This window comes from Streptomyces sp. NPDC043908 (assembly GCF_056435525.1).
The window spans coordinates 710,634-734,191 of record NZ_JBWKEI010000002.1 but is presented as its reverse complement, the minus strand read 5'-3'; the positions used below and the strand labels follow the sequence as shown (position 1 = coordinate 734,191).

At 73.4% G+C, this 23,558-nt stretch carries 25 protein-coding genes and 1 riboswitch; of the genes, 10 read left to right on the top strand and 15 right to left on the bottom strand.

The features are described from left to right. Nucleotides 1-37: 37 nt before the first annotated feature. Nucleotides 38-865 carry an SGNH/GDSL hydrolase family protein gene (locus AC069K_RS07545; protein ID WP_478613100.1) on the bottom strand — a complete coding sequence of 276 codons (828 nt, stop codon included), beginning with the start codon at nt 863-865 and terminating at the stop codon, nt 38-40. Nucleotides 866-1,507: 642 nt separating this feature from the next. Between AC069K_RS07545 and AC069K_RS07540 the strand changes: the two genes are divergently transcribed. Then, nucleotides 1,508-1,798 (top strand): holin, encoded by a 291-nt coding sequence (locus AC069K_RS07540; protein WP_358833481.1) that lies wholly within the window; start codon nt 1,508-1,510, stop codon nt 1,796-1,798. An 86-nt stretch (nt 1,799-1,884) separates the two neighbouring features. Here AC069K_RS07540 and AC069K_RS07535 read toward each other — a convergent pair whose 3' ends face one another. From AC069K_RS07535 to bioB, 9 genes are all read right to left on the bottom strand, one after another. Continuing rightward, nucleotides 1,885-2,904, bottom strand: coding sequence for a hemolysin family protein (locus AC069K_RS07535; RefSeq protein WP_358833482.1), 1,020 nt, complete (start codon nt 2,902-2,904; stop codon nt 1,885-1,887). Beyond that, entirely contained in the window at nt 2,901-4,517 is a 1,617-nt protein-coding gene (locus AC069K_RS07530) for a hemolysin family protein (RefSeq protein WP_478613095.1), read from the bottom strand. The genes AC069K_RS07535 and AC069K_RS07530 overlap by 4 nt, the downstream gene beginning before the upstream one ends. Nucleotides 4,518-4,911: 394 nt before the next feature. After that, nucleotides 4,912-7,476, bottom strand: a complete 2,565-nt coding sequence (locus tag AC069K_RS07525) for an ABC transporter permease (RefSeq protein ID WP_478613092.1) — start codon at nt 7,474-7,476, stop codon at nt 4,912-4,914. Between the two features lie 6 nt (nt 7,477-7,482). Beyond that, nucleotides 7,483-8,490, bottom strand: a complete 1,008-nt coding sequence (locus tag AC069K_RS07520; protein WP_478613089.1) for an ABC transporter ATP-binding protein — start codon at nt 8,488-8,490, stop codon at nt 7,483-7,485. Nucleotides 8,491-8,620: 130 nt separating this feature from the next. Continuing rightward, on the bottom strand, nt 8,621-9,292 hold the full coding sequence (locus tag AC069K_RS07515) for a class I SAM-dependent methyltransferase (protein ID WP_478613085.1): 672 nt from the start codon (nt 9,290-9,292) through the stop codon (nt 8,621-8,623). A gap of 311 nt (nt 9,293-9,603) precedes the next feature. Then, complete coding sequence (locus tag AC069K_RS07510) at nt 9,604-9,957, bottom strand: VOC family protein (protein WP_358833487.1); 354 nt, start codon at nt 9,955-9,957, stop codon at nt 9,604-9,606. Further along, entirely contained in the window at nt 9,957-10,649 is a 693-nt protein-coding gene (gene bioD / locus AC069K_RS07505; protein WP_365108806.1) for a dethiobiotin synthase, read from the bottom strand. Before bioD ends, AC069K_RS07510 begins: the two co-directional genes overlap by 1 nt. A 1-nt stretch (nt 10,650) precedes the next feature. Beyond that, nucleotides 10,651-11,958, bottom strand: coding sequence for an adenosylmethionine--8-amino-7-oxononanoate transaminase (locus tag AC069K_RS07500; protein ID WP_365108809.1), 1,308 nt, complete (start codon nt 11,956-11,958; stop codon nt 10,651-10,653). After that, entirely contained in the window at nt 11,951-13,138 is a 1,188-nt protein-coding gene (gene bioB, locus AC069K_RS07495) for a biotin synthase BioB (protein ID WP_478613080.1), read from the bottom strand. Before bioB ends, AC069K_RS07500 begins: the two co-directional genes overlap by 8 nt. Nucleotides 13,139-13,282: 144 nt before the next feature. Here bioB and AC069K_RS07490 point away from each other — a divergent pair, with 144 nt between their 5' ends. Further along, nucleotides 13,283-14,425, top strand: a complete 1,143-nt coding sequence (locus AC069K_RS07490; RefSeq protein WP_365108814.1) for an 8-amino-7-oxononanoate synthase — start codon at nt 13,283-13,285, stop codon at nt 14,423-14,425. Nucleotides 14,426-14,441: 16 nt separating this feature from the next. Here the strand turns inward: AC069K_RS07490 and AC069K_RS07485 are convergent, their stop codons facing one another. Continuing rightward, nucleotides 14,442-14,690, bottom strand: coding sequence for a DUF397 domain-containing protein (locus AC069K_RS07485; RefSeq protein WP_478613076.1), 249 nt, complete (start codon nt 14,688-14,690; stop codon nt 14,442-14,444). Nucleotides 14,691-14,697: 7 nt separating this feature from the next. Further along, on the bottom strand, nt 14,698-15,555 hold the full coding sequence (locus tag AC069K_RS07480) for a helix-turn-helix domain-containing protein (RefSeq protein ID WP_365108817.1): 858 nt from the start codon (nt 15,553-15,555) through the stop codon (nt 14,698-14,700). 242 nt (nt 15,556-15,797) lie between these two features. Between AC069K_RS07480 and AC069K_RS07475 the strand changes: the two genes are divergently transcribed. Next, nucleotides 15,798-16,229, top strand: coding sequence for an ATP-binding protein (locus AC069K_RS07475; RefSeq protein ID WP_478613073.1), 432 nt, complete (start codon nt 15,798-15,800; stop codon nt 16,227-16,229). Between the two features lie 98 nt (nt 16,230-16,327). On the opposite strand, the gene AC069K_RS07470 is transcribed toward AC069K_RS07475, so the two are convergent. The 3 genes from AC069K_RS07470 to AC069K_RS07460 all read right to left on the bottom strand — a co-directional run bounded on the left by AC069K_RS07470 (nt 16,328) and on the right by AC069K_RS07460 (nt 18,251). Further along, nucleotides 16,328-16,801, bottom strand: a complete 474-nt coding sequence (locus AC069K_RS07470) for a C40 family peptidase (protein ID WP_365108822.1) — start codon at nt 16,799-16,801, stop codon at nt 16,328-16,330. A gap of 4 nt (nt 16,802-16,805) precedes the next feature. Next, a riboswitch (cyclic di-AMP (ydaO/yuaA leader) is annotated at nt 16,806-16,964 on the bottom strand. 340 nt (nt 16,965-17,304) lie between these two features. Then, nucleotides 17,305-17,613, bottom strand: a complete 309-nt coding sequence (locus tag AC069K_RS07465; RefSeq protein WP_365108825.1) for a hypothetical protein — start codon at nt 17,611-17,613, stop codon at nt 17,305-17,307. Nucleotides 17,614-17,618: 5 nt separating this feature from the next. Further along, nucleotides 17,619-18,251, bottom strand: coding sequence for an ATP-dependent Clp protease proteolytic subunit (locus tag AC069K_RS07460; RefSeq protein WP_365108941.1), 633 nt, complete (start codon nt 18,249-18,251; stop codon nt 17,619-17,621). Nucleotides 18,252-18,333: 82 nt separating this feature from the next. On the opposite strand from AC069K_RS07460, the gene AC069K_RS07455 reads away from it, so the two are divergent. The 7 genes from AC069K_RS07455 to AC069K_RS07425 all read left to right on the top strand — a co-directional run bounded on the left by AC069K_RS07455 (nt 18,334) and on the right by AC069K_RS07425 (nt 23,549). Beyond that, a complete protein-coding gene (locus AC069K_RS07455; protein ID WP_358833496.1) occupies nt 18,334-18,615 on the top strand; it encodes a type II toxin-antitoxin system Phd/YefM family antitoxin in 282 nt (93 codons plus the stop codon). 208 nt (nt 18,616-18,823) lie between these two features. Next, nucleotides 18,824-19,126: an urease subunit gamma gene (locus AC069K_RS07450; protein WP_358833497.1), complete on the top strand. Its 303-nt coding sequence runs from the start codon at nt 18,824-18,826 to the stop codon at nt 19,124-19,126. Nucleotides 19,127-19,140: 14 nt separating this feature from the next. Continuing rightward, nucleotides 19,141-19,452, top strand: coding sequence for an urease subunit beta (locus AC069K_RS07445; protein WP_365108831.1), 312 nt, complete (start codon nt 19,141-19,143; stop codon nt 19,450-19,452). Further along, nucleotides 19,445-21,166 (top strand): urease subunit alpha, encoded by a 1,722-nt coding sequence (locus AC069K_RS07440; protein ID WP_478613064.1) that lies wholly within the window; start codon nt 19,445-19,447, stop codon nt 21,164-21,166. The genes AC069K_RS07445 and AC069K_RS07440 overlap by 8 nt, the downstream gene beginning before the upstream one ends. Before the next feature lie 76 nt (nt 21,167-21,242). Then, the gene (locus tag AC069K_RS07435; protein ID WP_478613061.1) at nt 21,243-21,917 is read left to right on the top strand and encodes an urease accessory protein UreF; all 675 of its coding nucleotides are present in this window, start codon (nt 21,243-21,245) and stop codon (nt 21,915-21,917) included. Nucleotides 21,918-22,101: 184 nt separating this feature from the next. After that, complete coding sequence (gene ureG / locus AC069K_RS07430) at nt 22,102-22,779, top strand: urease accessory protein UreG (protein ID WP_478613058.1); 678 nt, start codon at nt 22,102-22,104, stop codon at nt 22,777-22,779. Then, complete coding sequence (locus AC069K_RS07425; protein WP_478613055.1) at nt 22,767-23,549, top strand: urease accessory protein UreD; 783 nt, start codon at nt 22,767-22,769, stop codon at nt 23,547-23,549. The genes ureG and AC069K_RS07425 overlap by 13 nt, the downstream gene beginning before the upstream one ends. Nucleotides 23,550-23,558: the final 9 nt, after the last annotated feature.

Here is a 23,558-nt window from a genome sequence, read left to right as displayed (position 1 = left end):
TTCTGCAGGCCAGCGCCCCGGGCCGGTTTGTGGCTTGCTACGAGAGCGCGGTCACGTCGCCGGAGGCCGTGCCGGGTCCGTCCGCAACGGGCGGAGTGAGGTCGTACGGCAGGAGTTCCCCGCGCTTCGCCAGGCGGCCGTCGCCCGAGGACCTGCCGGTGAGGCGGCGGCCGATCCACGGGGCGAGGTGCCGGCGGGCGAACCGGACGTCGGCCACCCGGCGCGTCGCCCAGCGGGGACGCGGCCCGTTCGGCAGCGGGGCGAGCCAGTCGTCCTCGGCGGGAAGTCCGAGCTTCTGCCAGACCGCCTCGGCCACCCGGCGGTGGCCCTCGCCGGTCAGATGGAGCCGGTCGACGTCCCACAGGCGCGGATCGCCGAGCACCGCCGCGCCGTACAGGTCGACCACGAGGGCGTCGTGCTTGGCGGCGAGGTCCTCGATGTGCGAGAAGAGCTCTTCCATACGGGGACGGAAGCGCTCCATGACCGGGCCGTTGCGGCCGGGGCTGCGCATCAGGACGAGCCGGCCGCAGGACGGCGCCAGCGTCTCCACGGCCTCGGTGAGCAGCCCGCGCACCCGGCCCATGTCGCACTTGGGGCGCAGGGTGTCGTTGAGGCCGCCCACCAGGGTCACCACGTCCGCCCGCATCGCGGCGGCGGGCGCGACCTGCTCGTCGACGATCTGGCCGATGAGCTTGCCGCGTACGGCGAGGTTGGCGTAGCGGAAGCCGGGCGTCCGCGCGGCGAGCCGGGCCGCGAGCAGGTCCGCCCAGCCGCGGTAGGAGCCGTCGGGCAGGAGGTCGGACATGCCCTCGGTGAACGAGTCACCGAGCGCGACAAAGCTGGTGTAGCTGGCATTCATCTCCATGGCGGAGCGATCGTACCGCGCGGTAGTGTCACGCGGTCCGGGTGGAGAGGGCGAGGGGGAAGCGGATGAGCGAGGGGCCGGAACAGACGTGGGCTGGGGCCCTGGTGGGGGCCCGGCCGGGGGCGTTGGCGGAGGCGCTGGCGGGGGTGGTCGCCGCGGGGGGCACCTGCGACGGGGGCTTGCTCGATGCCTCCTCGACCGCGGCGGCGGTCTGACCATCGGCCGCCGATCGTAGGCTCCGCTTGGCCCGGGCGCCCTCGCCAGAACCTGGTGCCGTCACCGGACCGGAACTTGGCGCCCTTCACGGGAGCCCGGAGCCCGGAGCCCGGCGCCCGTCACCGGAACCCCGCGCCGATCGCCGGCGCCCGGCGCCACTGCCTCCCCGGCGGGAACTCGGCCGGTCCGGGGCGCGCGGGCCCTGTCGGTGGGGGGCGTTCCGCGGTATGCCGGGAACACCATCGGACCCGGGCGCCCCGGTCCGCGTGCCCCGGCCTCAATGCCGCTTCTGTCCCGGGCACTTGACCACGCAGACTACGTAGACAGATCACCGCGCAGACCACGCCACGACACAAGACTGCAACCACGCACCACGCACCACGCACCACGTAATCACGCAACGACGCACGAGAGAGCGAGCGTTCCATGTTCACCAAAGCCTTCTGGAAGGCGACTGCCGAGCGGGCGGTCCGTACGTTCGCGCAGTCACTCGCGGCCGTCCTGACGGCCGGGGCGACCAACCTCTTCGACGTGGACTGGAAGGCGGCGCTCGCCACCGCGGGCCTGGCCACGCTCGCCGCCGTGCTGATGGCCATCGGTTCGTCGGGCCTGGGGCGGCCGGGTCCGGGCCTCACCGAGACCACGGAGCCGGACGCCCCCGCCAAGCCGGTGCCCGCCGCGCCGGGCACCGAAGCCGCCCCCAAGCCCGCGGTGTAACGGATCAGTGTCTGCTGGGGGCGGCGGGCCCGGGGGCCCCGCCCCCTTGGTCCCGCCCCTAGGCCCCCGCCCCTGAGCCCCGCCCCCTACGCCGTGTCCGGTCTGCCGACCAGCTCGCGCAGGACGTCCTCCATAGCGACCAGGCCCGCCAGCCGTCCGTCCTCGTCGAGTACCGCCGCGAGGTGCGTACGGCTGCGGCGCATGGCGGTCAGCGCGTCGTCGAGCGGTGTCGAGGTCCGGACCCGGGCGATCGGCCACAGCGCCGTCACCGGGAACGGCACGTCGCGCGGCATCGCGTCGAGCGCGTCCTTGACGTGCAGATAGCCGAGGATGCGGTCGCCCGTGTCCACGACCGGGAAGCGGGAGAAGCCCGACAGCGCGGCGAGCCGTTCCAGCTCCTCGGGGGTCGTGCCGACCGGGGTGTGCACCACCTTCTCCAGGGGTACGACCACGTCCTGGACGGGGCGTCGCCCCAGCTCAAGTGCGTCGTGGAGCCGCTCGGCTGCCCGGTCGTCGAGCAGCCCGGCGTCGCCCGCGTCCCGGACCATCCGGGCCAGCTCGTCGTCGGAGAATGTCGCCGCCACCTCGTCCTTCGTCTCCACCCGCAAGAGCTTCAGCAGCGTGTTGGCGAAGGCGTTGATGGCGAAGATCACCGGGCGCAGAGCGCGGGCGAGCGTCACCAGCGGCGGACCGAGCAGGAGCGCGGTCCTGGCGGGCTCGGCCAGCGCGATGTTCTTCGGCACCATCTCGCCGAGCAGCATGTGGAGATAGGTGGCGAGGGCCAGCGCGATGAAGAAGGAGACCGGACGCGCCGCGGCCTCGGGCACCCCGACCAGGTGGAACACCGGCTCCAGCAGGTGCTCGATGGCGGGTTCGGCGACCACACCGAGCACCAGGGTGCACAGCGTGATGCCCAGCTGCGCCGCCGCCATCAGGGCGGAGACGTGCTCCAGCCCCCAGATCACGCTGCGCGCGCGACGGTTGCCCTGTTCGGCGAGGGGTTCGATCTGGCTGCGGCGCACCGAGATCAGTGCGAACTCCGCGCCGACGAAGAAGGCGTTGACGACCAGCGTCGCCAGACCGATCAGCAACTGGATGACGGTCATCGGCCGGCCCCCTCGTCGTCGGAATCCCGCAGGCCGTCACGGACAGCGGTGTCCTTGTGGACGGCGGTGTCCTCGCGGCCGGGAGGGGCCTCTCGGGCCTCGCGGGTCTCACGAGCCTCGTGGTCCTGGTGGGTCTCGCGGGCCTTACGAGCCTCGTCGGCCTCGTGGCCTTCACGAGTCTCGCGGGCCTCGCGTCGGTCGCCCCGGCCCCGCCACGTACCCCCGTGCTCACGGTGCCCGGCGCCCCGGTGCTCCCGCCGTCGGCGGTGTCCCGGACTCTCGCCCTCGTCATCCGCGTCCCCGTCGCCGGGCAGCGGCGCGTGCAGCAGGGCGCGGGCGGCGCGGCGGCCGGACGCGTCGACGACGTCGAGTCGCCAGCCGCCCAGCTCCAGGCTGTCGCCCAGGGCGGGGATGCGGCCGAGCCCGGTGGCGATCAGGCCGGCCAGCGTCTCGTACGGGCCCTCCGGCACGCGCAGGCCGATGGCCTCCAGCTGGTCGGTGCGGGCGGCGCCGTCGGCCGAGTAGAGGATGCGCCCGTCGGCGTCCTCGCCGGCCCGGGCCAGGTCGGACGTCTCGTGCGGATCGTGCTCGTCGCGTACCTCGCCGACGACTTCCTCGACGATGTCCTCCATGGTGACGACGCCGGCCGTACCGCCGTACTCGTCGATGACGACGGCCATGGTCCGCCGCCCGTACAGCTGGTCGAGGAGCCGGTCCACGGTCAGCGTGGCCGGTACGAGCAGCGGCTCGCGCAGCAGCTCGGTGACGGGGTGGCGCGGCCGCTGCTCGACGGGGATGGCGAGGACGTCCTTGATGTGCGCGATGCCGACGACGGTGTCGAGGCTGCCCCGGTAGACGGGGAAGCGCGACAGACCGGTCGCGCGCGTGGCGTTGGCGACGTCCTCCGCGGTGGCGTGCACCTCCAGGGCGGTGACCTGTACGCGGGGCGTCATCACGTTCTCCGCGTCGAGTTCCGCCAGGCTGAGGGTACGGACGAAGAGCTCGGCGGTGTCCGCTTCGAGGGCGCCCTGCTTGGCGGAGTGGCGCGCCAGCGCGACCAGCTCCTGCGGGCTGCGGGCGGATGCCAGCTCCTCGGCGGGCTCCAGTCCGAGCCGGCGCACCATGCGGTTGGCGGTGTTGTTGAGGTGGCTGATGAAGGGGCGGAAGGCGGAACTGAAGACGCGCTGCGGGGTGGCCACGACCTTGGCCACCGCCAGCGGCGAGGAGATCGCCCAGTTCTTGGGGACGAGCTCGCCGACGACCATCAGGAACACCGTCGAAAGGGCGGTGCCGAGGACCAGTGCGACGGAGCGGGCCGTCGAGCCGGACAGGCCGATCGAGCCGAGGGGGCCGCTGATCAGCTTGGCGATCGAGGGTTCGGCGAGCATGCCGATCACCAGGTTGGTGACGGTGATGCCGAGCTGGGCGCCGGAGAGCTGGAAGGTGAGGCTGCGGACGGCCTTGAGGGCGCCGCTCGCGCCGCGCTCGCCGTTCTCGACGGCCCGCTCCAGCTCGCCGCGCTCCACGGTGGTGAGGGAGAATTCGGCCGCCACGAAGGCCCCGCAGGCCAGCGACAGCAGCACGGCCACCACGAGCAGAAGCACTTCGGTCATCGGTTCACCTCCGTCCCATGATCGGGCAGGGCGGGGAGGATCGCGCGATGTCGTGTACCGGTACGGGGACGGGTACTGGGAGGCTCGCCCATGGGCGGACGCTCACACCTTTCAGTCGTGGGTAGGTGCACCCATGGTAAAGCACTGGCAAAGTGACGGGATGGGGCGGCTTCGCCTGACGGGGCGGGGACGGGGATCGGGGTTGAGGCCAGGGCCGGGGCGGCGGCTCGGTGCCGGGGCCAGGAGATTGCCCACGTCGCCCGGCCCGACACCCACACCCACACCCACACCCACACCCACCGCCCGCCCCGCCCCCGTCCGCCGCCGCGTCCCCCGTCCGCCGCCGGGACCGTCCCCCGTAGGCAGCCGCCCCCTCTACGCGATCGGCCCACCCCTACTCATGCGCGATCGCGGCCAGCACATTCATCCGCGACGCCCGCAGTGCCGGGAGCAGCGCCGCCAGCAGGCCCACGGCCGCCGCGCCCACGGCGACCGCGACCACCGTGGACCAGGGCACGGCGAACGCCTTGAGGCCCTGGAGTGCCAGCACCTGCTGGATGCCCACGCCCCACACCATGCCGAGGACGAGCCCGAGGAGCGCCCCGAAGACGGCGATCACCACCGACTCCAGCCGGATCATGCGCCGCAGCTGGACCCGGGAGAGCCCGATGGCCCGTAGGAGTCCGATCTCGCGGGTGCGTTCCACCACCGACAGGGCCAGCGTGTTGACCACACCGAGCACCGCGATGACGATCGCGAGGCCCAGCAGCGCGTAGACCAGATAGAGCATCACCGCGATCTGGTCACGGACCAGCTCCTTGTAGTCCGCCCGGTCCCTCACCTGCACCTGGGGATACGGCTCCAGGGTCTTCTCCAGCGCGCCCCGCAGCCCGTCGGCGCCGGTGCCGCCGTGCGCGTTGACGTACAGCGCGGCGTCCTGGCCGCCCGGAAGGTAGCGCTCCACGGTGGCCAGTCCCATGAAGACCCCGCCCTCCACGCCGAACCCGCCCGAGGTGTCCATGGCGGTCAGTGCCGCCACCCGCAGTCGCGCGTGGGCGCCGGTGGCGAAGGTGACGGGGAGGGTGTCGCCGAGGTGTACGCGGTGGTCGCGCGCGTAGTCGCGGTCCATCGCCAGGTTGCCGGGGGCGAGGGCCTGGGCCGAACCGCCCGCCGCGTAGGTGAGGTGGGCGACGTCGTCGAGCTGGGGATCGTAGCCGGAGGCGGTCGTACGGGGGGTCCTTCCGTCGGGCAGTGTCAGCCGCAGCGGGGCGAAGCGCTGGCGGACGACGGTCTCCGTGCCCCGCACCGCGCGCACCTTGTCGGTGATCTCCCGGGGGAAGGGCTGGAAGGCGCTGTTCTGTACGACGAAGTCGGCGCCCAGGGTCTTGTCGATCTGCTGGTCGAACGACTCGGTCATGGAGGCGCTGGCCACCGACAGCCCGGTCACCAGCGCGATCCCCACCATCAGGGCGGACGCGGTGGCACCGGTGCGGCGCGGGTTGCGCAGGGCGTTGCGCCGGCTCATCCGGCCCACCGGCCCGTACAGCCGGGGGAAGGCCGCGCCGAGCACCCCGATCACCGGCCGGACCAGGAGCGGCCCGGCCACCACGGTCGCGATCAGGGTGAGCACCACGCCCAGCCCGAGCAGTGAGGAGGAGGCCGCCGTCTTCGTGGAGGTGACGCACCCGGTGATCGCCGCCGCCCCCGCCGCCGCGAGCACCGCCCCCACCACGGCCCGCACCCGCAACGGCCGTCCCGCGCCCGACACTTCGGCATCCGCGAGCGCCGCCATCGGGGAGACCCTGGCGGCCCGTCGCGCGGGGAGGTACGCGGCCACGAACGTCACGCCGACGCCGACCGCGTACGCCGCGACCGGCGTCCCCCAGCCGATCACCATCTCGGCGGTGCTGAGCTTCATCCCGAACATGCCCATCAGCGCGATCAGCCCGGCCGCCAGGCCGATCCCCGCGCCGAACCCCAGGGTGGAGCCGACCAGGCCGAGCAGTAGCGCTTCGACCAGCACCGACCGGCGCACCTGCCGCCGGTCCGCGCCGAGCGCCCGCAACAGGCCCAGTTCACGAGTGCGTTGGGCGATCAGCATCGAGAAGGTGTTGACGATCAGGAAGACGCCCACCAGCGTGGCGACCCCGGCGAATCCCAGCATCACGTACTTCACGACGTCGAGGAATCCGCCGAGTTCGTCGGTGGCCGACTTGGCCCGCTGGGCGGCCGTCCTGATCTCGTACGAGCCGCCGACTGCGGCCGTGACGCGCTGCTTCAGCTCCTCGTCCGAGACTCCGGGGGCCGCGTCCACCGAGATGGAGGTGGCGGATTCCGAGGTGCCCAGGAGGCGGGTCTGTGCGGTCGGGGTGTCCAGGAAGAGCAGCGCCGCACCCGGGTTGGTGGTGGTGAAGGTGGCGATGCCGACCACCTTCACCCGGAAGGAGCCGGGCTGGGCGAGGACGGTGAGCGGGTCCCCGACGCGGACGTGCTTCCGGTCGGCGGTGTCCTTGTCGAGGAGCGCCTCGCCGGGGCCGTGCGGCGCGTGCCCGCTGGTCAGCTTCACCGGACTGCGCCTGGTGGGCGACCAGTTGGTCGCGATGGTGGGGGCGCCGCCGGCCGGGCCGACCGCGTGGTGGGCGCGGTCGACGACGGTGATGTTCTCGACGGCCGCGTCCACGCGCGTGGCGGCCACGCCTTCCACGCTCGCGATCCGCGCGGCGAGGGAGGCCGGGACCGTGCGGATCACCCCGGACGACACCCGTTCGTCGAGCCCCTTGGGCGGCCCGACCGTCACATCGGCGGAGGTCGAGGCGAAGAGGCGGTCGAAGGTACGGGCCACGGTGTCCGAGAAGACCAGCGAACCGGCGACGAACGCCACCGAGAGGATCACCGCGAGCGCGGACAGCAGCAGCCGCCCCTTGTGGGCGAGGAAGCCGCGCAGGGTCGCCCTCAGCACGGCCGTTCAGCCCTTGCGCAGGGGGTCGAAGCCGGAGCCGCCGTCCTGGGCACCGCCCGGAGAGGCGCCACCGGGCGCACCACCACCCGGCGAACCACCCCCTGGCGAGCGGCCCTCGGGCGGACCGCCGCCTGGTGGACCACCGTCTGCCGAACGGCCTTCCGGTGGACCGCCGCTTGGCGAACCACCGTCCGTCGAGCGGCTTTCCGGTGAACGACCGCCCGCCGCCCGTCCGTCCCCCGCCGCCTCCGCCTCCGTCCCGGCGCCTCCCGAGAAGAGCCGCAGCCGGTCCAGGACCGCCTCGGCCGTCGGCCTCGGCATCTCGTCGACGATCCGGCCGTCGGCCAGGAACAGCACCAGGTCGGCACGGCTCGCCGCGACCGGGTCGTGGGTGACCATGACGACGGTCTGGCCCAGCCCGTCCACCGCCTCCCGCAGGAAGGTGAGCACCTCGGCCCCGGCCCGCGAGTCGAGATTGCCGGTGGGCTCGTCCGCGAAGATCAGCTCCGGGCGGGAGGCCAGCGCCCGCGCGCACGCCACCCGCTGCTGCTGGCCGCCGGAGAGCTGGGCGGGCCGGTGCCGCAGCCGGTCGCGCAGCCCGAGCGTGTCGATGACCCGGTCCAGCCACTCCGGGTCGGGCTTGCGCCCGGCGATGTCCATGGGCAGCGTGATGTTCTCGGCCGCGGTGAGCGTGGGCAGCAGGTTGAAGGACTGGAACATGAAGCCGACACGGTCCCGGCGCAGCCGGGTCAGCTCGCGCTCCTTGAGGCCGGTGATCTCGGTGCCGCCGAGCCACACCTGCCCCGCCGAGACGGAGTCGAGCCCGGCCAGGCAGTGCATCAGGGTCGACTTGCCCGAACCCGAGGGGCCCATGACCGCCGTGAACCGGCCACGCGCGATGTCCACGTCGACCGCGTCCAGCGCCAGTACCGCCGTCTCGCCCGTGCCGTACGCCTTGGTCAGCGCCCGGGCCCGCGCGGCGGCCCCTTCACTCGCCGCTGCAGCTGTGGACAAGGCCGCCTCCCGGGTCGTTGCGTCGTGGCCGGACCGACTCCCGTACGGCATACGAGAGTAGAGGCGCGGACCGGTCCCCGGCCATCCGACGGCAGCGGGAGATCCGGCCCGTCCGGGCGGCGCCGGCGCGTCAGCCGAGATCCGGGCGCCGTGCCGTGCCCAGGACGCACGGCGAGGCCGGGTGGCGCGGCCCGTTCTCGGGCAGCCGCAGCCGGCGGATCCCGGTCACCTCGAAACCGGCCGCCCCGATCGCCGCGACCGGGTCGCGGGCGGTGTGGCAGCCGCCGAACAGCAGCGGCCACAGGGTCCGGTCCGCCACCCGCTGGACGGCCGTCAGGAGACGGCCCTCGGCCCGGCCGTGCTCGAAGAAGCGCAGCTCGCCGCCGGGGCGCAGGACCCGGCGGATCTCGCCCAGCGAGCGCGGCACGTCCCGTACGGAACACAGGACGAGCGAGACCACGGCCGCGTCGAACGCCTCGCTCTTGACCGGCAGCGCCTCGGCCGCGCCCGGCACGACGTCGACCGGCACGTCCGCGCGCAGCGCCGCCCGGACGGCGAGCCCGCGCAGCCCGCGTTCGGGTTCGATGGCGACCACCTCGGAGACGGTGCCGGGATAGTGCGGGAAGTTGAGGCCGTTGCCCGCGCCGATCTCGATCACCCGGCCGCTGAGCCCGGCCAGCAGTTCACGGCGGTGGGCGGCCAGGCCCGCCCGGCGGTCGGCGCCTTCGCTGAACCGGCCGTAGAAACGGGCGAACAGGGGGTGGTGCACGGCGTCCGGGGCGATCTTGGCGCGCTGCTCCATGGGGACCCTCCAACCAGGGGCGGAGAACGGCGGGGCGGACACCGGGATTGTCCCCGCCCCGGCCCCACGTCACCCTTCCCCGGCCCCCGGGTCACCCGCCCCGGCCAGTCACCACCCCCAGGGCCGGGTCACCCGCCCCGGCCATGTAACCAGCCCGAGGCTGAGTCACTGGCCCCGGCCACGTTCACCGGCCCGAGGCTGGGCCACTTCGCCCCGCCGGGCCCCCAAGCGTCACCCGCCCCGCGGGTTCACCCCACCCGAGCCTGGGCGACCCCGCCCCGAGCCCGGGTCACCCCGCCCCCGATCCCCCATCACTCGCCCACGAAACAGAACTCGTTCCCCTCCGGGTCGCGCATCACCTGGAACGTGCCCTGGGCGTCCGTCGCGGTCCCGCCCACCGCCCGCGCGCCCAGCCGCACCGCGGCCGCCCGGGCGCGGGCCACGTCCTCCACCGCGAGGTCGAAGTGGAGGCGGTTCTTGCCCGCCTTCGCCTCCGGCACCCGCTGGAAGGCGAGCCGCGCGGTGCCCGGCGCGTCGAGGTGGGCCCAGCCCGCGTCGCGGACCACCGGGGTGCCGCCGAGCAGCGCCGCCCAGAACCGCGCCAGGCGGTCCGGGGCGGCGCAGTCGACGACCGTCTGGCGCAGCCGTGCCCGTAAGACCGCCATCACAGGCTCCAGTCGCCGCCGAGCTCCGGACCGAGCCAACGCGCCGCCGAGGCACGGAAGTCGGCGGCCGGGAGCCGCCCCGCCCCCTCCGGCACCAGCCCCACCAGCGGCGAGCCCGAGGACTCCGGCAGGTCGGCCAGGTTGCAGCGGGACGCCAGGTCCGGCTCGGCGGGCCAGCTCCCCACGACCACGCCCGCGCACGCCAGGCCGCGGGCCCGCAGGGCCTCGCCGGTCAGGGCCGCCATGTTCAGCGTGCCGAGGCCGGCGGGGGTGACGACCAGGACGGGCGCGCCGAGCAGCCGGGCCGCGTCCGCGAGGGTGCCGCCCTCGTCGTCGAGGCGGACCAGGAGCCCGCCCGCGCCCTCCACCAGGACCAGATCGTGCTCGGCGGCCAGCTTCTCGGCCGCCTCGGCGACCTCCTCGGGCCGCACCGCGCGCATCCCGGCCCGCCGGGCCGCCGTGTTGGGGGCCAACGGGTCGGGGAACCGGGCGAGTTCGGCGCCGGTGATGTCGTCGCCCGCCAGGCGCAGCACCTCCGCCACGTCCCCGTGCTCGCCGGGCGCGACCCCGGTCTGGGCGGGCTTGAGGACGGCGACCGTGCGCCCGGCGGCGCGGGCCACCGCGGCGACGGCGGCGGTGACGACCGTCTTGCCGATCTCCGTGCCCGTACCGCTCACTACCAGTACCGCCATCTCAGCCCTCCCGAGCCGCAGCGCCCACGGCACGGCAGACGCGCGCCAGGTCCTCGTCGTTGGTCACATAGGGCGGCATCGTGTAGACGAGGTCGCGGAACGGGCGCAGCCACACACCCTCGCGGACCGCCGCCCGGGTCGCGGCCGCCATGTCCACCTCGTGGTCGAGCTGGACGACGCCGATGGCGCCGAGGACGCGGACGTCCTTGACCCCGGGCGCGTCGGCGAACGCGCCCAGGCCGTCCCGCAGCCCCGTCTCCAGGCGCTTGATCTCCGCCTGCCAGTCCTGGGCGAGCAGCAGGTCGATCGAGGCGCAGGCGACGGACGCGGCCAGCGGGTTGCCCATGTAGGTGGGGCCGTGGGCCAGGACCGGGACCTCACCGGAGGAGATGCCCTCGGCGACCCGGGTGGTGCAGAGCGTCGCGGCCATCGAGAGGTAGCCGCCGGTCATCGCCTTGCCCACGCACAGCACGTCGGGCGCCACGGCGGCGTGCTCGGAGGCGAAGAGCGTGCCGGTGCGGCCGAAGCCGGTGGCGATCTCGTCGAACACCAGCAGCACGTCGTGCTCGTCGCACAGCTCGCGCAGCACCCGCAGATAGCCGGGGGAGTGGAACCGCATCCCGCCCGCGTTCTGCACCACCGGCTCGACGATCACCGCCGCCACCTCGTCGGCGTGGGCGGCGACCGTCTCCCGCAGATGGCGTACGTAGGCCTCGTCCGGCTCCGCGTCGTACCCGGTGGGCGGCGCGTCCGCGAAGACCTGCTCCGGCAGGCGGCCGGACCACAGGGAGTGCATCCCGCCGTCCGGGTCGCACACCGACATCGGCTGCCAGGTGTCGCCGTGGTAGCCGCCGCGCCAGGTGAGCAGCCGCTGCTTGCGCGGGCGCCCGGCCGACTTCCAGTACTGGAGGCACATCTTGATGGCGACCTCGACCGAGACCGAGCCGGAGTCGCTGAGGAAGACGTGCTGGAGCGGCTCCGGGGTGATCTCCACGAGCTTGACGCTGAGGCGCACGGCGGGCTCGTGGGTGAGCCCGCCGAACATCACGTGGCTCATCCGGTCCAGCTGGCCGTGCGCGGCGGCGTTCAGGGCCGCGTGGTTGTAGCCGTGCAGCGCCGACCACCAGGAGGCCATGCCGTCGACGAGCTCGCGCTGCCCGTGGACCTCCTCCGCCAGGCGCAGCCGGACCCCGGACGCCGACTCCACGACCAGCGGCTCCTGGCGGCCCGGCATGGGGCCGTAGGGGTGCCAGACGTGCCGGCGGTCCAGGGCCCGCAGCTCGGCGACGTCGTAGTGGGGATCAGGCATTGGGGGCGAGGTCCGTTCCGGCGCCCCGGCGGCGCACCGCCACCAGGTCCGTACGCGCCTCGGGGACCTCGGCCGGGGCCGGGACGCTCTCGCCGCACGGGCCGCAGCCGCCGCCCTCGTGCGAGCCGCAGCCGCTCGCCGCGTGCGAGCCGCAGCCCGCGGCGGCGACCGCGTCGGCGCGGTGCTCGGGCAGCGTCGTGGTGCCCGCGCCCTCCACCTCGAAGCCGGCGTCCGCGATCATCTCCAGGTCCGCCTTGCCCTCCTGGCCCTCACTGGTGAGGTAGTCGCCGAGGAAGATCGAGTTGACCAGGTGCAGGGCGAGGGGCTGCATCGAGCGCAGATGCACCTCGCGGCCGCCCGCGAGCCGCACCTCGACGTCGGGGCAGACGAACCGGACCATCGCGAGGATCCGCAGACAGCGCTGCGGGGTGAGGTTCCACTCCTTGGCGAGCGGGGTGCCCTCGAACGGGATGAGGAAGTTGACCGGCACCGAGTCCGGGTCGAGCTCGCGCAGCGCGAAGACCACGTCGACCAGGTCCTCGTCGCTCTCACCCATGCCCGCGATCAGACCGGAGCAGGCGGAGAGCCCGGCCCCGTGCGCCTTCTGCACGGTGTCGACGCGGTCGGCGTAGGTGTGGGTGGTCGTGATGTCCCCGTACGTCCCCTCGGACGTGTTGAGGTTGTGGTTGTACGCGTCGGCGCCCGCCGCGCGCAGCCGCTCGGCCTGGCCGTCGGAGAGCAGGCCCAGACAGGCGCACACCTCGACGCCCTCGTTCTGCTCCTTGATCGCCTCGATGGTCTGCGAGACGCGGTCCACGTCGCGGTCGGTCGGGCCGCGTCCGCTGGCCACCAGGCAGACGCGCTTGGCGCCGCCCGCGACACCGGCGGCGGCGGCCCTGGACGCCTCGTCCGGCTTCAGCCAGGTGTACTTGAGGATCTCGGCCTTCGAGCCCAGCCGCTGCGAGCAGTACGAGCAGTCCTCCGGGCACAGCCCGGACTTCAGGTTCACCAGGTAGTTCAGCTTCACCCGGCGCCCGAACCACTGCCGGCGCACCTTTCCGGCGGCGGCCACCACGTCGAGCAGTTCCTCGTCGGAGGTCGCCAGTACGGCGAGCGCCTCTTCACGGCTCGGCAGCTCGCGCCGCAGCCCCTTGTCCACCAGCGTGTTCAGCAGGTCCATGGCGCCGATCCTTGCCCAAGACCCCGCTTCCAGCCAAGGAGGGATCGTACAACTGCGCTCCCTGAAGGTGTGTGTATCGCCACACCCTGTCCTCGTCCGCGCCGGAATAGGGTCTGTGCGCTGCCTACAAAAGGGATCTCCACCATGCCCCGAGCGCCATTCGACTGGATCGACGGAGCGACCGAGCGGCGCGAGCGCGCCGGTCTCGTACGGGTGCTGCGGCCGCGCGCCGCCGACCAGGACCTTCTGGACCTGGCGAGCAACGACTACCTGGGGCTCACCCGGCACCCGGCGGTCACCCGGGGCGCCGCCGACGCGGCGCTGCGCTGGGGCGCGGGCGCCACCGGCTCGCGCCTGGTCACCGGCACCACCGAGCTCCACACCGAGCTGGAGGAGGCGCTCGCCCGGTTCTGCGGGTTCGAGGCGGCGCTCGTGCTGTCCTCCGGGTACGCGGCCAACCTCGCCGCGCTGACCGCGCTCGGCGAACGGGACACGCTGATCGTCTCCGACGCGGGCAACCACGCCTCGATCGTCGACGGCTGCCGGCTGGCGCGCGCCGGCACCGAGGTGGTCCCGCACGCCGACCCCGAGGCCGTGCGCAAGGCCCTGGACGCCCATGGCGGGCCCGCGCTCGTGGTGAGCGACTCGGTCTTCTCCGTCGACGGCGACGCCGCCCCGCTGCCGGGGCTGGCCGCCGCCTGCCGGGAGTACGGGGCGGCGCTGGTGGTGGACGACGCCCACGGCCTCGGGGTGCTCGGCGAGGGCGGCCGGGGCGGCCTGCACGCCGCCGGGCTCGCGGGCGCGCAGGACGTGGTGGCCACCCTCACCCTGTCGAAGTCGCTCGGCAGCCAGGGCGGGGCGGTCCTGGGCCCGGCCCGGGTGATCCGGCACCTGGTCAACGCCGCCCGTACGTTCATCTTCGACACCGGTCTCGCCCCCGCGGCCGCGGGCGGCGCGCTGGCGGCGCTGCGGCTGCTGGAGGCCGAGCCGGAGCGGGCCGGGCGGGCCCGGGCCGTGGCGGCCGAGCTGTACGAACGGCTGACGGCGGCGGGTCTGCGGGCGGCGCGCCCGGACGCGGCGGTGGTCTCGGTGCGGGCGCCCTCGCCGGAGCGGGCGGTGGCCTGGGCCGCCGACTGCCGGAGCGCGGGCCTGGCGGTGGGGTGCTTCCGGCCGCCGTCGGTGCCGGACGGCGTCTCCCGGCTGCGGCTGACCGCCCGGGCCGACCTGACGGATCAGCAGATCCAGTGGGCGGTGGACACGATCCTGCGGACCGCGCCCACCGCCTAGTCCCCCGTTCGCACGCTCAACTCCCGCAGTCGGGCGCCTCGTCGAGGTCGACGGGCAGTCCGGCGAGGAAGCCGCGCCAGGCCCGCGCTCCGAAGAGCAGCGCGGGTCCGGCGGTCCGCTTGGAGTCGCGGACGGCGAGCAGTCCGGCGTCGAGCAAAGCGGTCTCGACGCAATTGTTCATTCCTGTACTACGGCTGCTGCGCCGCCATTTCGCACTGTTCAAAGAAGTGCTGGAAGGTGCATGCGCGGGGGGTACGGGCACCATGCCTCCCTTACACGCCGTCAGCCATCACGGCGATGAGATTCAATGATTCCTCGAACGAGAGGGCCTGCGCCTCGACCGTATGGAACGCGGCGCTGTACGCCTCAAGGTCTTCTCTCCGTTCGAGATAGAGGCTACTCGTCAAGTGGTCGATAACCACAACGTCCAGATCGGAAATGTGCGGAAAGGAGAAGATAATGAAAGAGCCGGTGAGACCGATATGGCCACCGCAGCTGAAAGGCAGCACCCGCAGCCGCACCTGGGGCAGTTGAGCCGCCTCCAGGAGATGGCGCAGCTGCCGCCGCATCGCGGCCGCGCCGCCCACCGCGCGGTGCAGCGCCGCCTCGTCGACCACCGCGCTCAGCTCCAGCGGCGGATCGGCCCGCAGCACCTCCTGGCGCGCCAGGCGTACGTCCACCAGGGAGTCCACCCGTGCCGCGTCGAGCCCGCCGACGGCCGCCCGGGTCACCGCGCGGGCGTACTCGGGCGTCTGGAGCAGCCCCGGCACCACCGACGTCTCCAGGGTGCGCGCGGCCGACGCCTGGGACTCCAGGCTGATGAAGTCCCGGTACTGCGGCGGCAGCAGCCCCCGGTAGGCCTGCCACCACTGGCCGCCGCGCCCGTCCCCCGCGCCCGCCAGCGCCTCAAGCAGCGCCCGCAGCCCGGGGTCGTCCACCCCGTACACCTCCAGGAGGAGGGCCACGTCGGCCGCCTTCACCCCGCTGCGGCCGGTCTCGATCCGGCTCACCTTCGACTGGTGCCAGCCCAGCCGCCCGGCGACCTGGCCGCTCGTGAGGCCGGCCGCGCAGCGCAGCCGGCGCAGTTCCTCGCCCAGTTTGCGACGGCGTACCGCGGGCCCGTGCCACATGTCGGTCTCCTTCCACCCGGGCGGGATTCGGGTGATGGGCAAGTGTGGCGCCCAAATACGGTCCTTCGTCGCAGAGTTCACCGCTTTGAGCGACAGATATATGCACATCTTGGTGGATCGGCGCATCCGGCGGCACGATGAGTGGCACTCTGGCGCGAAGCACAAGTCCGGGCCGTCCTCGTGTTTGTCCGCTCGCCGCGAGTCCAGCAGGCCGGTCCGGGTGGGAAAGGGACAGCGTCGCCATGGCAGACCACCAAGAATCAACCCTCACTCTGCCGAGCGATCCCGCCTCGGTCTCCGCCGCCCGCAGACACGTCGCCGGCGTACTCACCGAGTGGGGTCTTCCGTCGGACGCCGACACCGCCGACACGATCCGCCTGATCGTCTCCGAGCTGGCGACCAACGCCGTGCAGCACACCTTCGGCCAGTCGCCGACCTTCACCGTGGACCTGCGCCTGGAGTGCGACGAGCAGCTCCACATCGGGGTGACGGACAGCCACCCGCGCTGGCCGAAACGGCTCCCCGCGGCCGTCCAGCAGGACAACGGCCGGGGCATGGTGATCATCCGCTGGCTCGCCGCCGAGTGCGGGGGGCGTCTTTCGGTCACCCCGACGCCGGAGGGCGGCAAGACCGTCTGGATCGCGCTGCCGTGGACGGCGCCGGTCCAGAGCTGAGCCCCGGGGGCGGCTCGGGCGCCCTTGTACGGGCCGCGGGCCGGTGAGTGCGGGCGCGCCCACCCGCCCGCACCGACCGGCCCCGGGGGCGGCGTGCGTCAGCGCACGCGCCCGTACCAGACGCTCTTCGACCAGATCTTCTCCAGCCGGACCACGGACCCCGTCTTGGGGGAGTGCCATATCTTTCCGTCCCCCGCGTAGATCCCCACGTGGTAGACGTTCGAGCCCGAGTGGAAGAACACCAGGTCGCCGCGTTGGCGGGCGGACGAGGAGATGTGCCTGGTGCTGTTGTACTGCTGCTGCGTGGTGCGCGGCAGCTTCTTGCCGGCCTGCTTGAACGAGTAGAGCGTGAGCCCCGAGCAGTCGAAGCGGTGCGGACCGCTGGCGCCGTACTTGTACGGGGCGCCCTTCTTCGACGCGGCGACGTTGAGCGCCTTCGTGCCCGACGTGGCGGCACTCGCCTCACCGCTGGCGCCCGGCGCCAGCATCGTGCCGCCGACGGCGGCGAGAGTGAGGGCGGAGACCGCCCCGACTCGGGTCAGCAGGGACGGAACGTGATTCAGCGCAGACATGCGCGACCCTTCGTCAAACCGCCTGCGAAGGATGACCTGTCGGGTTCGGACTGGCGAAGATGCCCGGCCGCTCTCACGGCTTCACCCCAGGGGCCTTCCGGTTGCCCGGCGGCCCCGCACTGCTTGGGTCCTCCACTCCTGCCGATCCGTGCGTTCGACCAGTCATCCGGGTACGGCGGCAGGACTCGGCGTCCGCCCGGACCGCCCCGCCGCGGTGGCGGGGGCTTGTCGTCGGTAGGGATCTTGACCCACCAAGTGTCGTATTTCCGAGCCGAAACGGCGTTTTGTGAGGCTCCTCACGACTGACCCGTTCGGGTGGACATCGATGTTTCAAGCTCCCTGACGGGGTGTCCGACCTGCGTCGTACCGGCGACGGAACGATTCATTCCGTCCGGTGTCTGCGCAGACGGAGCAATATCGCCGGTACGTCGTTCGGACCATCGGATGGTGCGAACGGGGGACGCCGCCTCGTACCGGCGCGGGGGTGAACGGACGCCGGGGCGTCAACTCGCGGATGACGGCGGCGGCACCGTGACCCGGCCCGCGCGGCGCTCCCCGTCGAGCAGCCGCAGCGCCCGCGCCAGCGTCTCGGAGTGCAGCTCCGTCTCCCCGCGCCGGTGCATGGTCGCCAGCGCGTCGCGCAGCGCCACGGCCCGCCCGACCAGGGCCTGCGCGGAGCGCAGCGCGCCGTAGGTGTCCCGGTGCCGGGCCGGGTTGATCCGGCCGAGCTTGTCGAGGGCGTCGAGGTAGGCGTCGATGAACTCGCCCTCGGCGCGTGTCAGGGCGGGCAGCGGCGGCAGTTCGGGCAGCACGGTCCCTACTTCCCCTGCGCGGCGGCCGAGTTCCCGCGGCCGGCGACGACGTGGTCGACCAGCCCGTACGCGGCCGCCGCGGCGGCGTCGAGGATGGTGTCCCGTTCGAGGTCCGCGTCGACCCGCTCGACGGAGTTCCCGGTGTGCCGGGCGAGCAGGTCCGTCAACAGTGCCCGGCCGCGCTGGAGTTCGGCGGCGTAGATCTCCAGGTCGGACGGCCGGCCCTGGATCGGTTCGGCGACCGAGGGCTGGTGGATCAGAACCCGCGCGCCGGGCAGCGCGAGCCGCTTGCCGGGGGTGCCCGCGGCGAGCAGGACGGCCGCCGCGGAGGCGGCCTGGCCGATGCACACGGTCTCCACGTCGCAGGTGACGAACCGCATCGTGTCGTAGATCGCCGTCATCGCGGTGAGGGAGCCGCCGGGGGAGTTGATGTAGAGCGAGATGTCGCGGTCGGGGTCGGCGTACTCCAGCTGCATGAACTGCGCCATCACGTCGTTGGCCGCGGTGTCGTCGACCGGGGTGCCGAGGAAGACGATCCGCTCCTCCAGGAGCTTGGAGTACGGGTCGAGGGTGCGGATCCCGGTCGAGGTGCGCTCGGAGAACTCGGGCAGGACGTAACGGGCGGACGGGCCGTGCATGACGTACCTCTTCTCTGGCGTGGCTCTCATGCCGTCGTCTGTGAAAAATGTACAGGACGTACAGGCCGTTATGATGGGGAGCATGGCCTATGAGATTCCGGTGACGCAAGCCCGAGCTGAGCTCGCCGAGCTGATCAACCGCGTGGTGTACGGCGGGGAGCGCGTCGTGGTGACCCGGCACGGCAAGCCCCTGGTCGCCCTGGTGTCCGCCGCTGACCTGGAGCGACTGGAGGGCGCGGCGGAGCCGGCCGAGGAGCAGGTGATCCGTTCGGTGTCGTCCGTGCGCCCGGCCGCGTCCGCTCCCGGCGAACGGCGCCGGTTCGGCATCGCCGCCGAGCACCGGCAGCCGCCGGCGGGTGACTGAGGGGCTCCGGGTGCGGGTCCGCGATGGATGCATTGGCCATGGATATGCAAAGCGTGAGTTAACGAGCCGGAAAAACTTCCGCCGTAACGTGCAATGCCTCGCTGTGGAGCAGGGAACCCCAGGTCAACAGAGTGTTGAACTTGGATAGGGTCCCGCAGCGTCGAGAACGGGATTCCCCCGTTCCGGGCACGACTGTGAGGTGGGAAGCGTGCAACTGACGCCGCACGAGCAGGAGAGACTGCTCATCCATGTGGCCGCGGACGTCGCGGACAAGCGCCGCGCCCGGGGGGTGCGGCTCAACCACCCCGAGGCCGTCGCCCTCATCACCTCGCACATCCTCGAAGGCGCCCGCGACGGCCGGACCGTGGCCGAACTCATGGTGTCCGGACGCGAGGTGCTCTCCCGCGACGAGGTCATGCCGGGCATCCCGGAGATGATCCACGACGTACAGGTCGAGGCGACCTTCCCGGACGGCACCAAGCTCGTCACCGTCCACGAGCCCATCGTCTGACGGGGGAGCGCCGCGTGATCCCCGGAGAGATCCTGTTCGCGGACGGACCCGTCGTCCTCAACGAGGGCCGCGAGACCACCACGATGACCGTCCTCAACGCCGCCGACCGGCCCGTCCAGGTCGGCTCGCACTACCACTTCGCCGAGGCCAACCCGGGCCTTGACTTCGACCGCGCCGCAGCCCGCGGGCTGCGGCTGAACATCGCCGCGGGCACCGCCGTGCGCTTCGAACCCGGCATCCCCGTCGATGTCGAGCTCGTCCCCCTCGCCGGACGCAGGACCGTCCCCGGGCTGCGCGGCGCGATCGGAGGCCCCCTCGATGGCTGAGCTCCACCGTGCCGTCCACGCCGACCTGTTCGGCCCCACCACCGGCGACCGCGTCCGGCTCGCCGACACCGATCTGCTGATCGAGATCGAGGAGGACCGCGCCGGCGGGCCCGGACGCGCGGGCGACGAGGCCGTGTTCGGCGGCGGCAAGGTGATCCGCGAGTCCATGGGCCAGGCCCGCACCACCCGTGCCGAGGGCGCCCCCGACACCGTGATCACGGGCGTCGTCGTCCTCGACCACTGGGGGATCGTCAAGGGCGACCTCGGCATCCGGGACGGCCGGATCACCGCGCTCGGCAAGACGGGCAACCCCGACACCATGGACGGCGTCCACCCCGACCTCGTCATCGGCCCCGAGACCGAGATCATCGCGGGCAACGGGAAGATCCTCACCGCGGGCGGTGTCGACACCCACGTCCACTTCATCTCGCCCACCCTGATCGACCAGGCGCTCTCCTCGGGCATCACCACCCTCGTCGGCGGTGGCACCGGTCCCGCCGAGGGCACCAAGGCCACCACCGTCACCCCCGGCCCCTGGCATCTGGCCCGGATGTTCGCGGCCCTGGAGAACGCGCCCGTCAACATCGGCCTGCTGGGCAAGGGCAACACCATGTCGCGCGAGGCCATGCACTCCCAGCTGCGCGGCGGAGCCCTAGGATTCAAGATCCACGAGGACTGGGGCGCCACCCCGGCCGTCATCGACGCCTGTCTGTCCGTCTGCGACGAGACCGGCGCCCAACTCGCCATCCACACCGACACGTTGAACGAGGCGGGCTTCGTCGGCGACACCCTCGCCGCCATCGCGGGCCGCTCGATCCACGCCTACCACACCGAGGGCGCGGGCGGCGGGCACGCCCCCGACATCATCACCGTGGTCTCCGAGCCGTACGTGCTCCCGAGCTCCACCAACCCGACCCGGCCGCACACCGTCAACACCATCGAGGAACACCTCGACATGCTGATGGTCTGCCACCACCTGAACCCGTCGGTCCCGGAGGACCTGGCGTTCGCCGAGTCGCGCATCCGGCCCTCGACCATCGCGGCCGAGGACATCCTGCACGACCTGGGCGCCATCTCCATCCTCTCCTCCGACTCCCAGGCCATGGGCCGGATCGGCGAGGTCATCCTGCGTACCTGGCAGACCGCGCACGTCATGAAGGCGCGCCGGGGTGCGCTCCCGGGCGACGGCCGCGCCGACAACCACCGGGCCCGCCGCTATGTCGCCAAGTACACGATCAACCCGGCGGTCGCCCAGGGCCTGGACGACGAGATCGGCTCGGTCGAGCCGGGCAAGCTCGCGGACCTGGTGCTGTGGGACCCCGCGTTCTTCGGGGTCAAGCCGCAGCTCGTCATCAAGGGCGGCCAGATCGCCTACGCGCAGATGGGCGACGCCAACGCGTCCATCCCCACCCCCCAGCCGGTGCTGCCGCGCCCGATGTTCGGCGCGTACGGGAAGGCTCCCGCGGCCAACTCGCTCACGTTCGTGGCGCAGGCGGCCCTCGACGACGGGCTGCCCGAACGGCTGGGCCTGGACAAGAGGTTCACCGCCATCAAGAGCACCCGCCGGGTGGGCAAGGCGGACATGCGCGAGAACGACGCGCTGCCGGACGTCCGGGTCGACCCGGACACCTTCACCGTGACCATCGACGGCGAGGCGGTCGAGCCCGCGCCCGCCGCCGAACTGCCCATGGCGCAGCGGTACTTCCTCTTCTGATGCGCCGGTCACCCCACGCCGGTCCCGATGCCTGTCCCCACCCCTGTCCCGATGTCTGTACGAAAGCGGCCGGCCGATGTCTCGCGCAGCTCTGCTCGTCCTCGCCGACGGCCGGTTCCCGGCCGGTGGCCACGCCCACTCGGGGGGCGCCGAAGCCGCCGTGCGGGCGGGGCGCGTCCGCGACGCGGATGGTCTGGCGGAGTTCTGCCGGGGCCGGCTGCACACGGCCGGGCTCGTCTCCGCCTCGCTCGCGGCGGCGGCCGCCCTCGGCCTTGACCCGCTCGCCCTGGACGAGGCCGCCGACGCCCGCACCCCCTCTCCCGCGCTCCGGGCCACCGCGCGCAGGCTCGGCCGGCAGATGATGCGGGCGGCCCGGGCCACCTGGCCCGGCGCGGAACTGGCCGCGCTCGCCGCGGCCCGGCCGCGCGGCGCCCACCAGCCGGTCGTGCTCGGGCTCGCGGCGCGGGCGGCGGGGCTGGGGCCCGAGGACGCGGCGCACTGCGTGGCGTACGAGTGCGTCAGCGGCCCGGCGACCGCGGTGGTGCGGTTGCTGAGCCTCGATCCGTACGACGCCACGGGGGTGCTCGCCCGGTTGGCGCCCGAGCTGGACGCCGTGGCCGCGTGGGCCGCGCGGTGGGCGGCCTCGGCCGCCGTGGAGGGGCTGGAGGTGCTGCCCGCCGCCTCGGCGCCGCTGCTCGACGTCATGGCCGAGGCACACGCGGCCTGGCCGGTGCGGCTGTTCGCGTCCTAGCCCTCCCCACCCCGCCCCTTCCCGCGACCCCGCGGGGGCGGGTGGGACCCCGTTGCCGGGGGCTCCGCCCCCGGACCCCCTGTCGCCCTGCACGGGCTCGTCCTCGAACTCGAACGCCGGACGGGCCGACCTTCCCCGGACCGGCTCACGTCGCCCGGCCAACCGAAAGAGTGGAGCCGCCCCCATGCATCTCGACCATTCCCACCCCGGCCCCGCCGCCGTCAGCGCCGACGCCCACCGGCCCGACGGGACGCGCCGCGCGCTGCGCGTCGGGCTCGGCGGACCCGTCGGGTCCGGGAAGACCGCGACCGTAGCCGCGCTCTGCCGCGCCCTGCGGGACCGCTACTCGCTGGCCGTCGTCACCAACGACATCTACACCCGCGAGGACGCCGATTTCCTGCTGCGCAACGCCGTGCTGCCGCCCGAGCGGATCCAGGCCGTGGAGACCGGCGCCTGCCCGCACACCGCCATCCGGGACGACATCTCCGCCAACCTCGAAGCCGTCGAGGACCTGGAGGAGGCGGTCGGGCCGCTCGACCTGATCCTGGTCGAGTCCGGCGGCGACAACCTCACCGCCACCTTCTCCAAGGGCCTGGTGGACGCCCAGATCTTCGTCATCGACGTGGCGGGCGGCGACGACATCCCCCGCAAGGGCGGCCCCGGGGTCACCACGGCCGACCTGCTCGTCGTCAACAAGACCGACCTCGCCCCGTACGTCGGCTCCGACCTGGAGCGCATGGCCCGCGACGCCGAGCGGCAGCGGGCCGGACTGCCCGTGGTCTTCCAGTCGTTGCGCTCCGAGGACGGCGTGGACGCGGTCGCCGCGTGGGTAGGGGAGCAACTCGCGGCATGGCGGCGATGACCACCGGCTCCGGGGTGCGCGCCACCGCCCGGATCGTCGCCACCCCCGAGGGCCTGCCCGTGCTCGCGGGGGAGGGGCCGCTGGCGCTGCGCCGCACCCGGGCCCCCGGCGGCCGCCACCGGGTCACCGTCGTCGGGGCGATGAGCGCCCCGCTCGGCGGCGACCGCCTCGCGGTGGAGGCCGAGGTGCGGGACGGCGCCCGGCTCACCGTGGACGCGGCCGCGGCCACCATCGCCCTGCCCGGCCGCACCGGCGAGCCCGCGCACTACGACGTGCGGCTGGGCGTGGGCCCCGGCGGTGAACTCCAGTGGCTGCCCGAGCAGCTGATCTCGGCGCGCGGCAGCGATCTGCGGATGCGCACCCGGGTCGAGCTCGCGCCCGACGCGCGGCTCGTGCTGCGCGAGGAGCAGATCCTCGGACGCCACGGCGAGGACCCCGGGACGCTCACCACCCGGCTCACCGTGCACCGCGCGGGCCGCCCGCTCCTGGACCAGGAGCTGGCGTACGGCCCGGGCGCGCCCGGTGGCTGGAACGGATCGGCGGTCCTGGGCGGGCACCGGGCGGTGGGGCAGCTCCTCGTCGTCGACCCGGAGCTGGCCGAAAACCCCCTCCCGGCGCGGATGCTCGGGGAGAGCGCGGTGCTGACTCCGCTGGCCGGGCCCGCCTTCCTGGTGACGGCCCTGGCGCCGGACGCCCGGCTGCTGCGGCGCGTACTCGACGAAGTCCGCACCGCTCAGCGGGACTCGGCTCCCCGGCTATCGGTTCGGTAAAGAAACACC

What these genes read in the sequence shown, in the direction of transcription:
- AC069K_RS07535 (WP_358833482.1), bottom strand. Translation starts at nt 2,904, where the DNA reads ATGACCGTCATCCAGTTGCTGATCGGTCTGGCGACGCTGGTCGTCAAC.
- AC069K_RS07440 (WP_478613064.1), top strand. Translation starts at nt 19,445, where the DNA reads ATGGCTGAGCTCCACCGTGCCGTCCACGCCGACCTGTTCGGCCCCACC.
- AC069K_RS07515 (WP_478613085.1), bottom strand. Translation starts at nt 9,292, where the DNA reads ATGGAGCAGCGCGCCAAGATCGCCCCGGACGCCGTGCACCACCCCCTG.
- AC069K_RS07490 (WP_365108814.1), top strand. Translation starts at nt 13,283, where the DNA reads ATGCCCCGAGCGCCATTCGACTGGATCGACGGAGCGACCGAGCGGCGC.
- AC069K_RS07545 (WP_478613100.1), bottom strand. Translation starts at nt 865, where the DNA reads ATGGAGATGAATGCCAGCTACACCAGCTTTGTCGCGCTCGGTGACTCG.
- AC069K_RS07455 (WP_358833496.1), top strand. Translation starts at nt 18,334, where the DNA reads ATGGCCTATGAGATTCCGGTGACGCAAGCCCGAGCTGAGCTCGCCGAG.
- AC069K_RS07485 (WP_478613076.1), bottom strand. Translation starts at nt 14,690, where the DNA reads ATGGTGCCCGTACCCCCCGCGCATGCACCTTCCAGCACTTCTTTGAAC.
- AC069K_RS07475 (WP_478613073.1), top strand. Translation starts at nt 15,798, where the DNA reads ATGGCAGACCACCAAGAATCAACCCTCACTCTGCCGAGCGATCCCGCC.
- ureG (WP_478613058.1), top strand. Translation starts at nt 22,102, where the DNA reads ATGCATCTCGACCATTCCCACCCCGGCCCCGCCGCCGTCAGCGCCGAC.
- AC069K_RS07435 (WP_478613061.1), top strand. Translation starts at nt 21,243, where the DNA reads ATGTCTCGCGCAGCTCTGCTCGTCCTCGCCGACGGCCGGTTCCCGGCC.
- AC069K_RS07480 (WP_365108817.1), bottom strand. Translation starts at nt 15,555, where the DNA reads ATGTGGCACGGGCCCGCGGTACGCCGTCGCAAACTGGGCGAGGAACTG.
- bioD (WP_365108806.1), bottom strand. Translation starts at nt 10,649, where the DNA reads ATGGCGGTACTGGTAGTGAGCGGTACGGGCACGGAGATCGGCAAGACG.
- AC069K_RS07460 (WP_365108941.1), bottom strand. Translation starts at nt 18,251, where the DNA reads ATGCACGGCCCGTCCGCCCGTTACGTCCTGCCCGAGTTCTCCGAGCGC.
- AC069K_RS07540 (WP_358833481.1), top strand. Translation starts at nt 1,508, where the DNA reads ATGTTCACCAAAGCCTTCTGGAAGGCGACTGCCGAGCGGGCGGTCCGT.
- AC069K_RS07470 (WP_365108822.1), bottom strand. Translation starts at nt 16,801, where the DNA reads ATGTCTGCGCTGAATCACGTTCCGTCCCTGCTGACCCGAGTCGGGGCG.
- AC069K_RS07530 (WP_478613095.1), bottom strand. Translation starts at nt 4,517, where the DNA reads ATGACCGAAGTGCTTCTGCTCGTGGTGGCCGTGCTGCTGTCGCTGGCC.
- AC069K_RS07500 (WP_365108809.1), bottom strand. Translation starts at nt 11,958, where the DNA reads ATGCCTGATCCCCACTACGACGTCGCCGAGCTGCGGGCCCTGGACCGC.
- bioB (WP_478613080.1), bottom strand. Translation starts at nt 13,138, where the DNA reads ATGGACCTGCTGAACACGCTGGTGGACAAGGGGCTGCGGCGCGAGCTG.
- AC069K_RS07510 (WP_358833487.1), bottom strand. Translation starts at nt 9,957, where the DNA reads ATGGCGGTCTTACGGGCACGGCTGCGCCAGACGGTCGTCGACTGCGCC.
- AC069K_RS07425 (WP_478613055.1), top strand. Translation starts at nt 22,767, where the DNA reads ATGGCGGCGATGACCACCGGCTCCGGGGTGCGCGCCACCGCCCGGATC.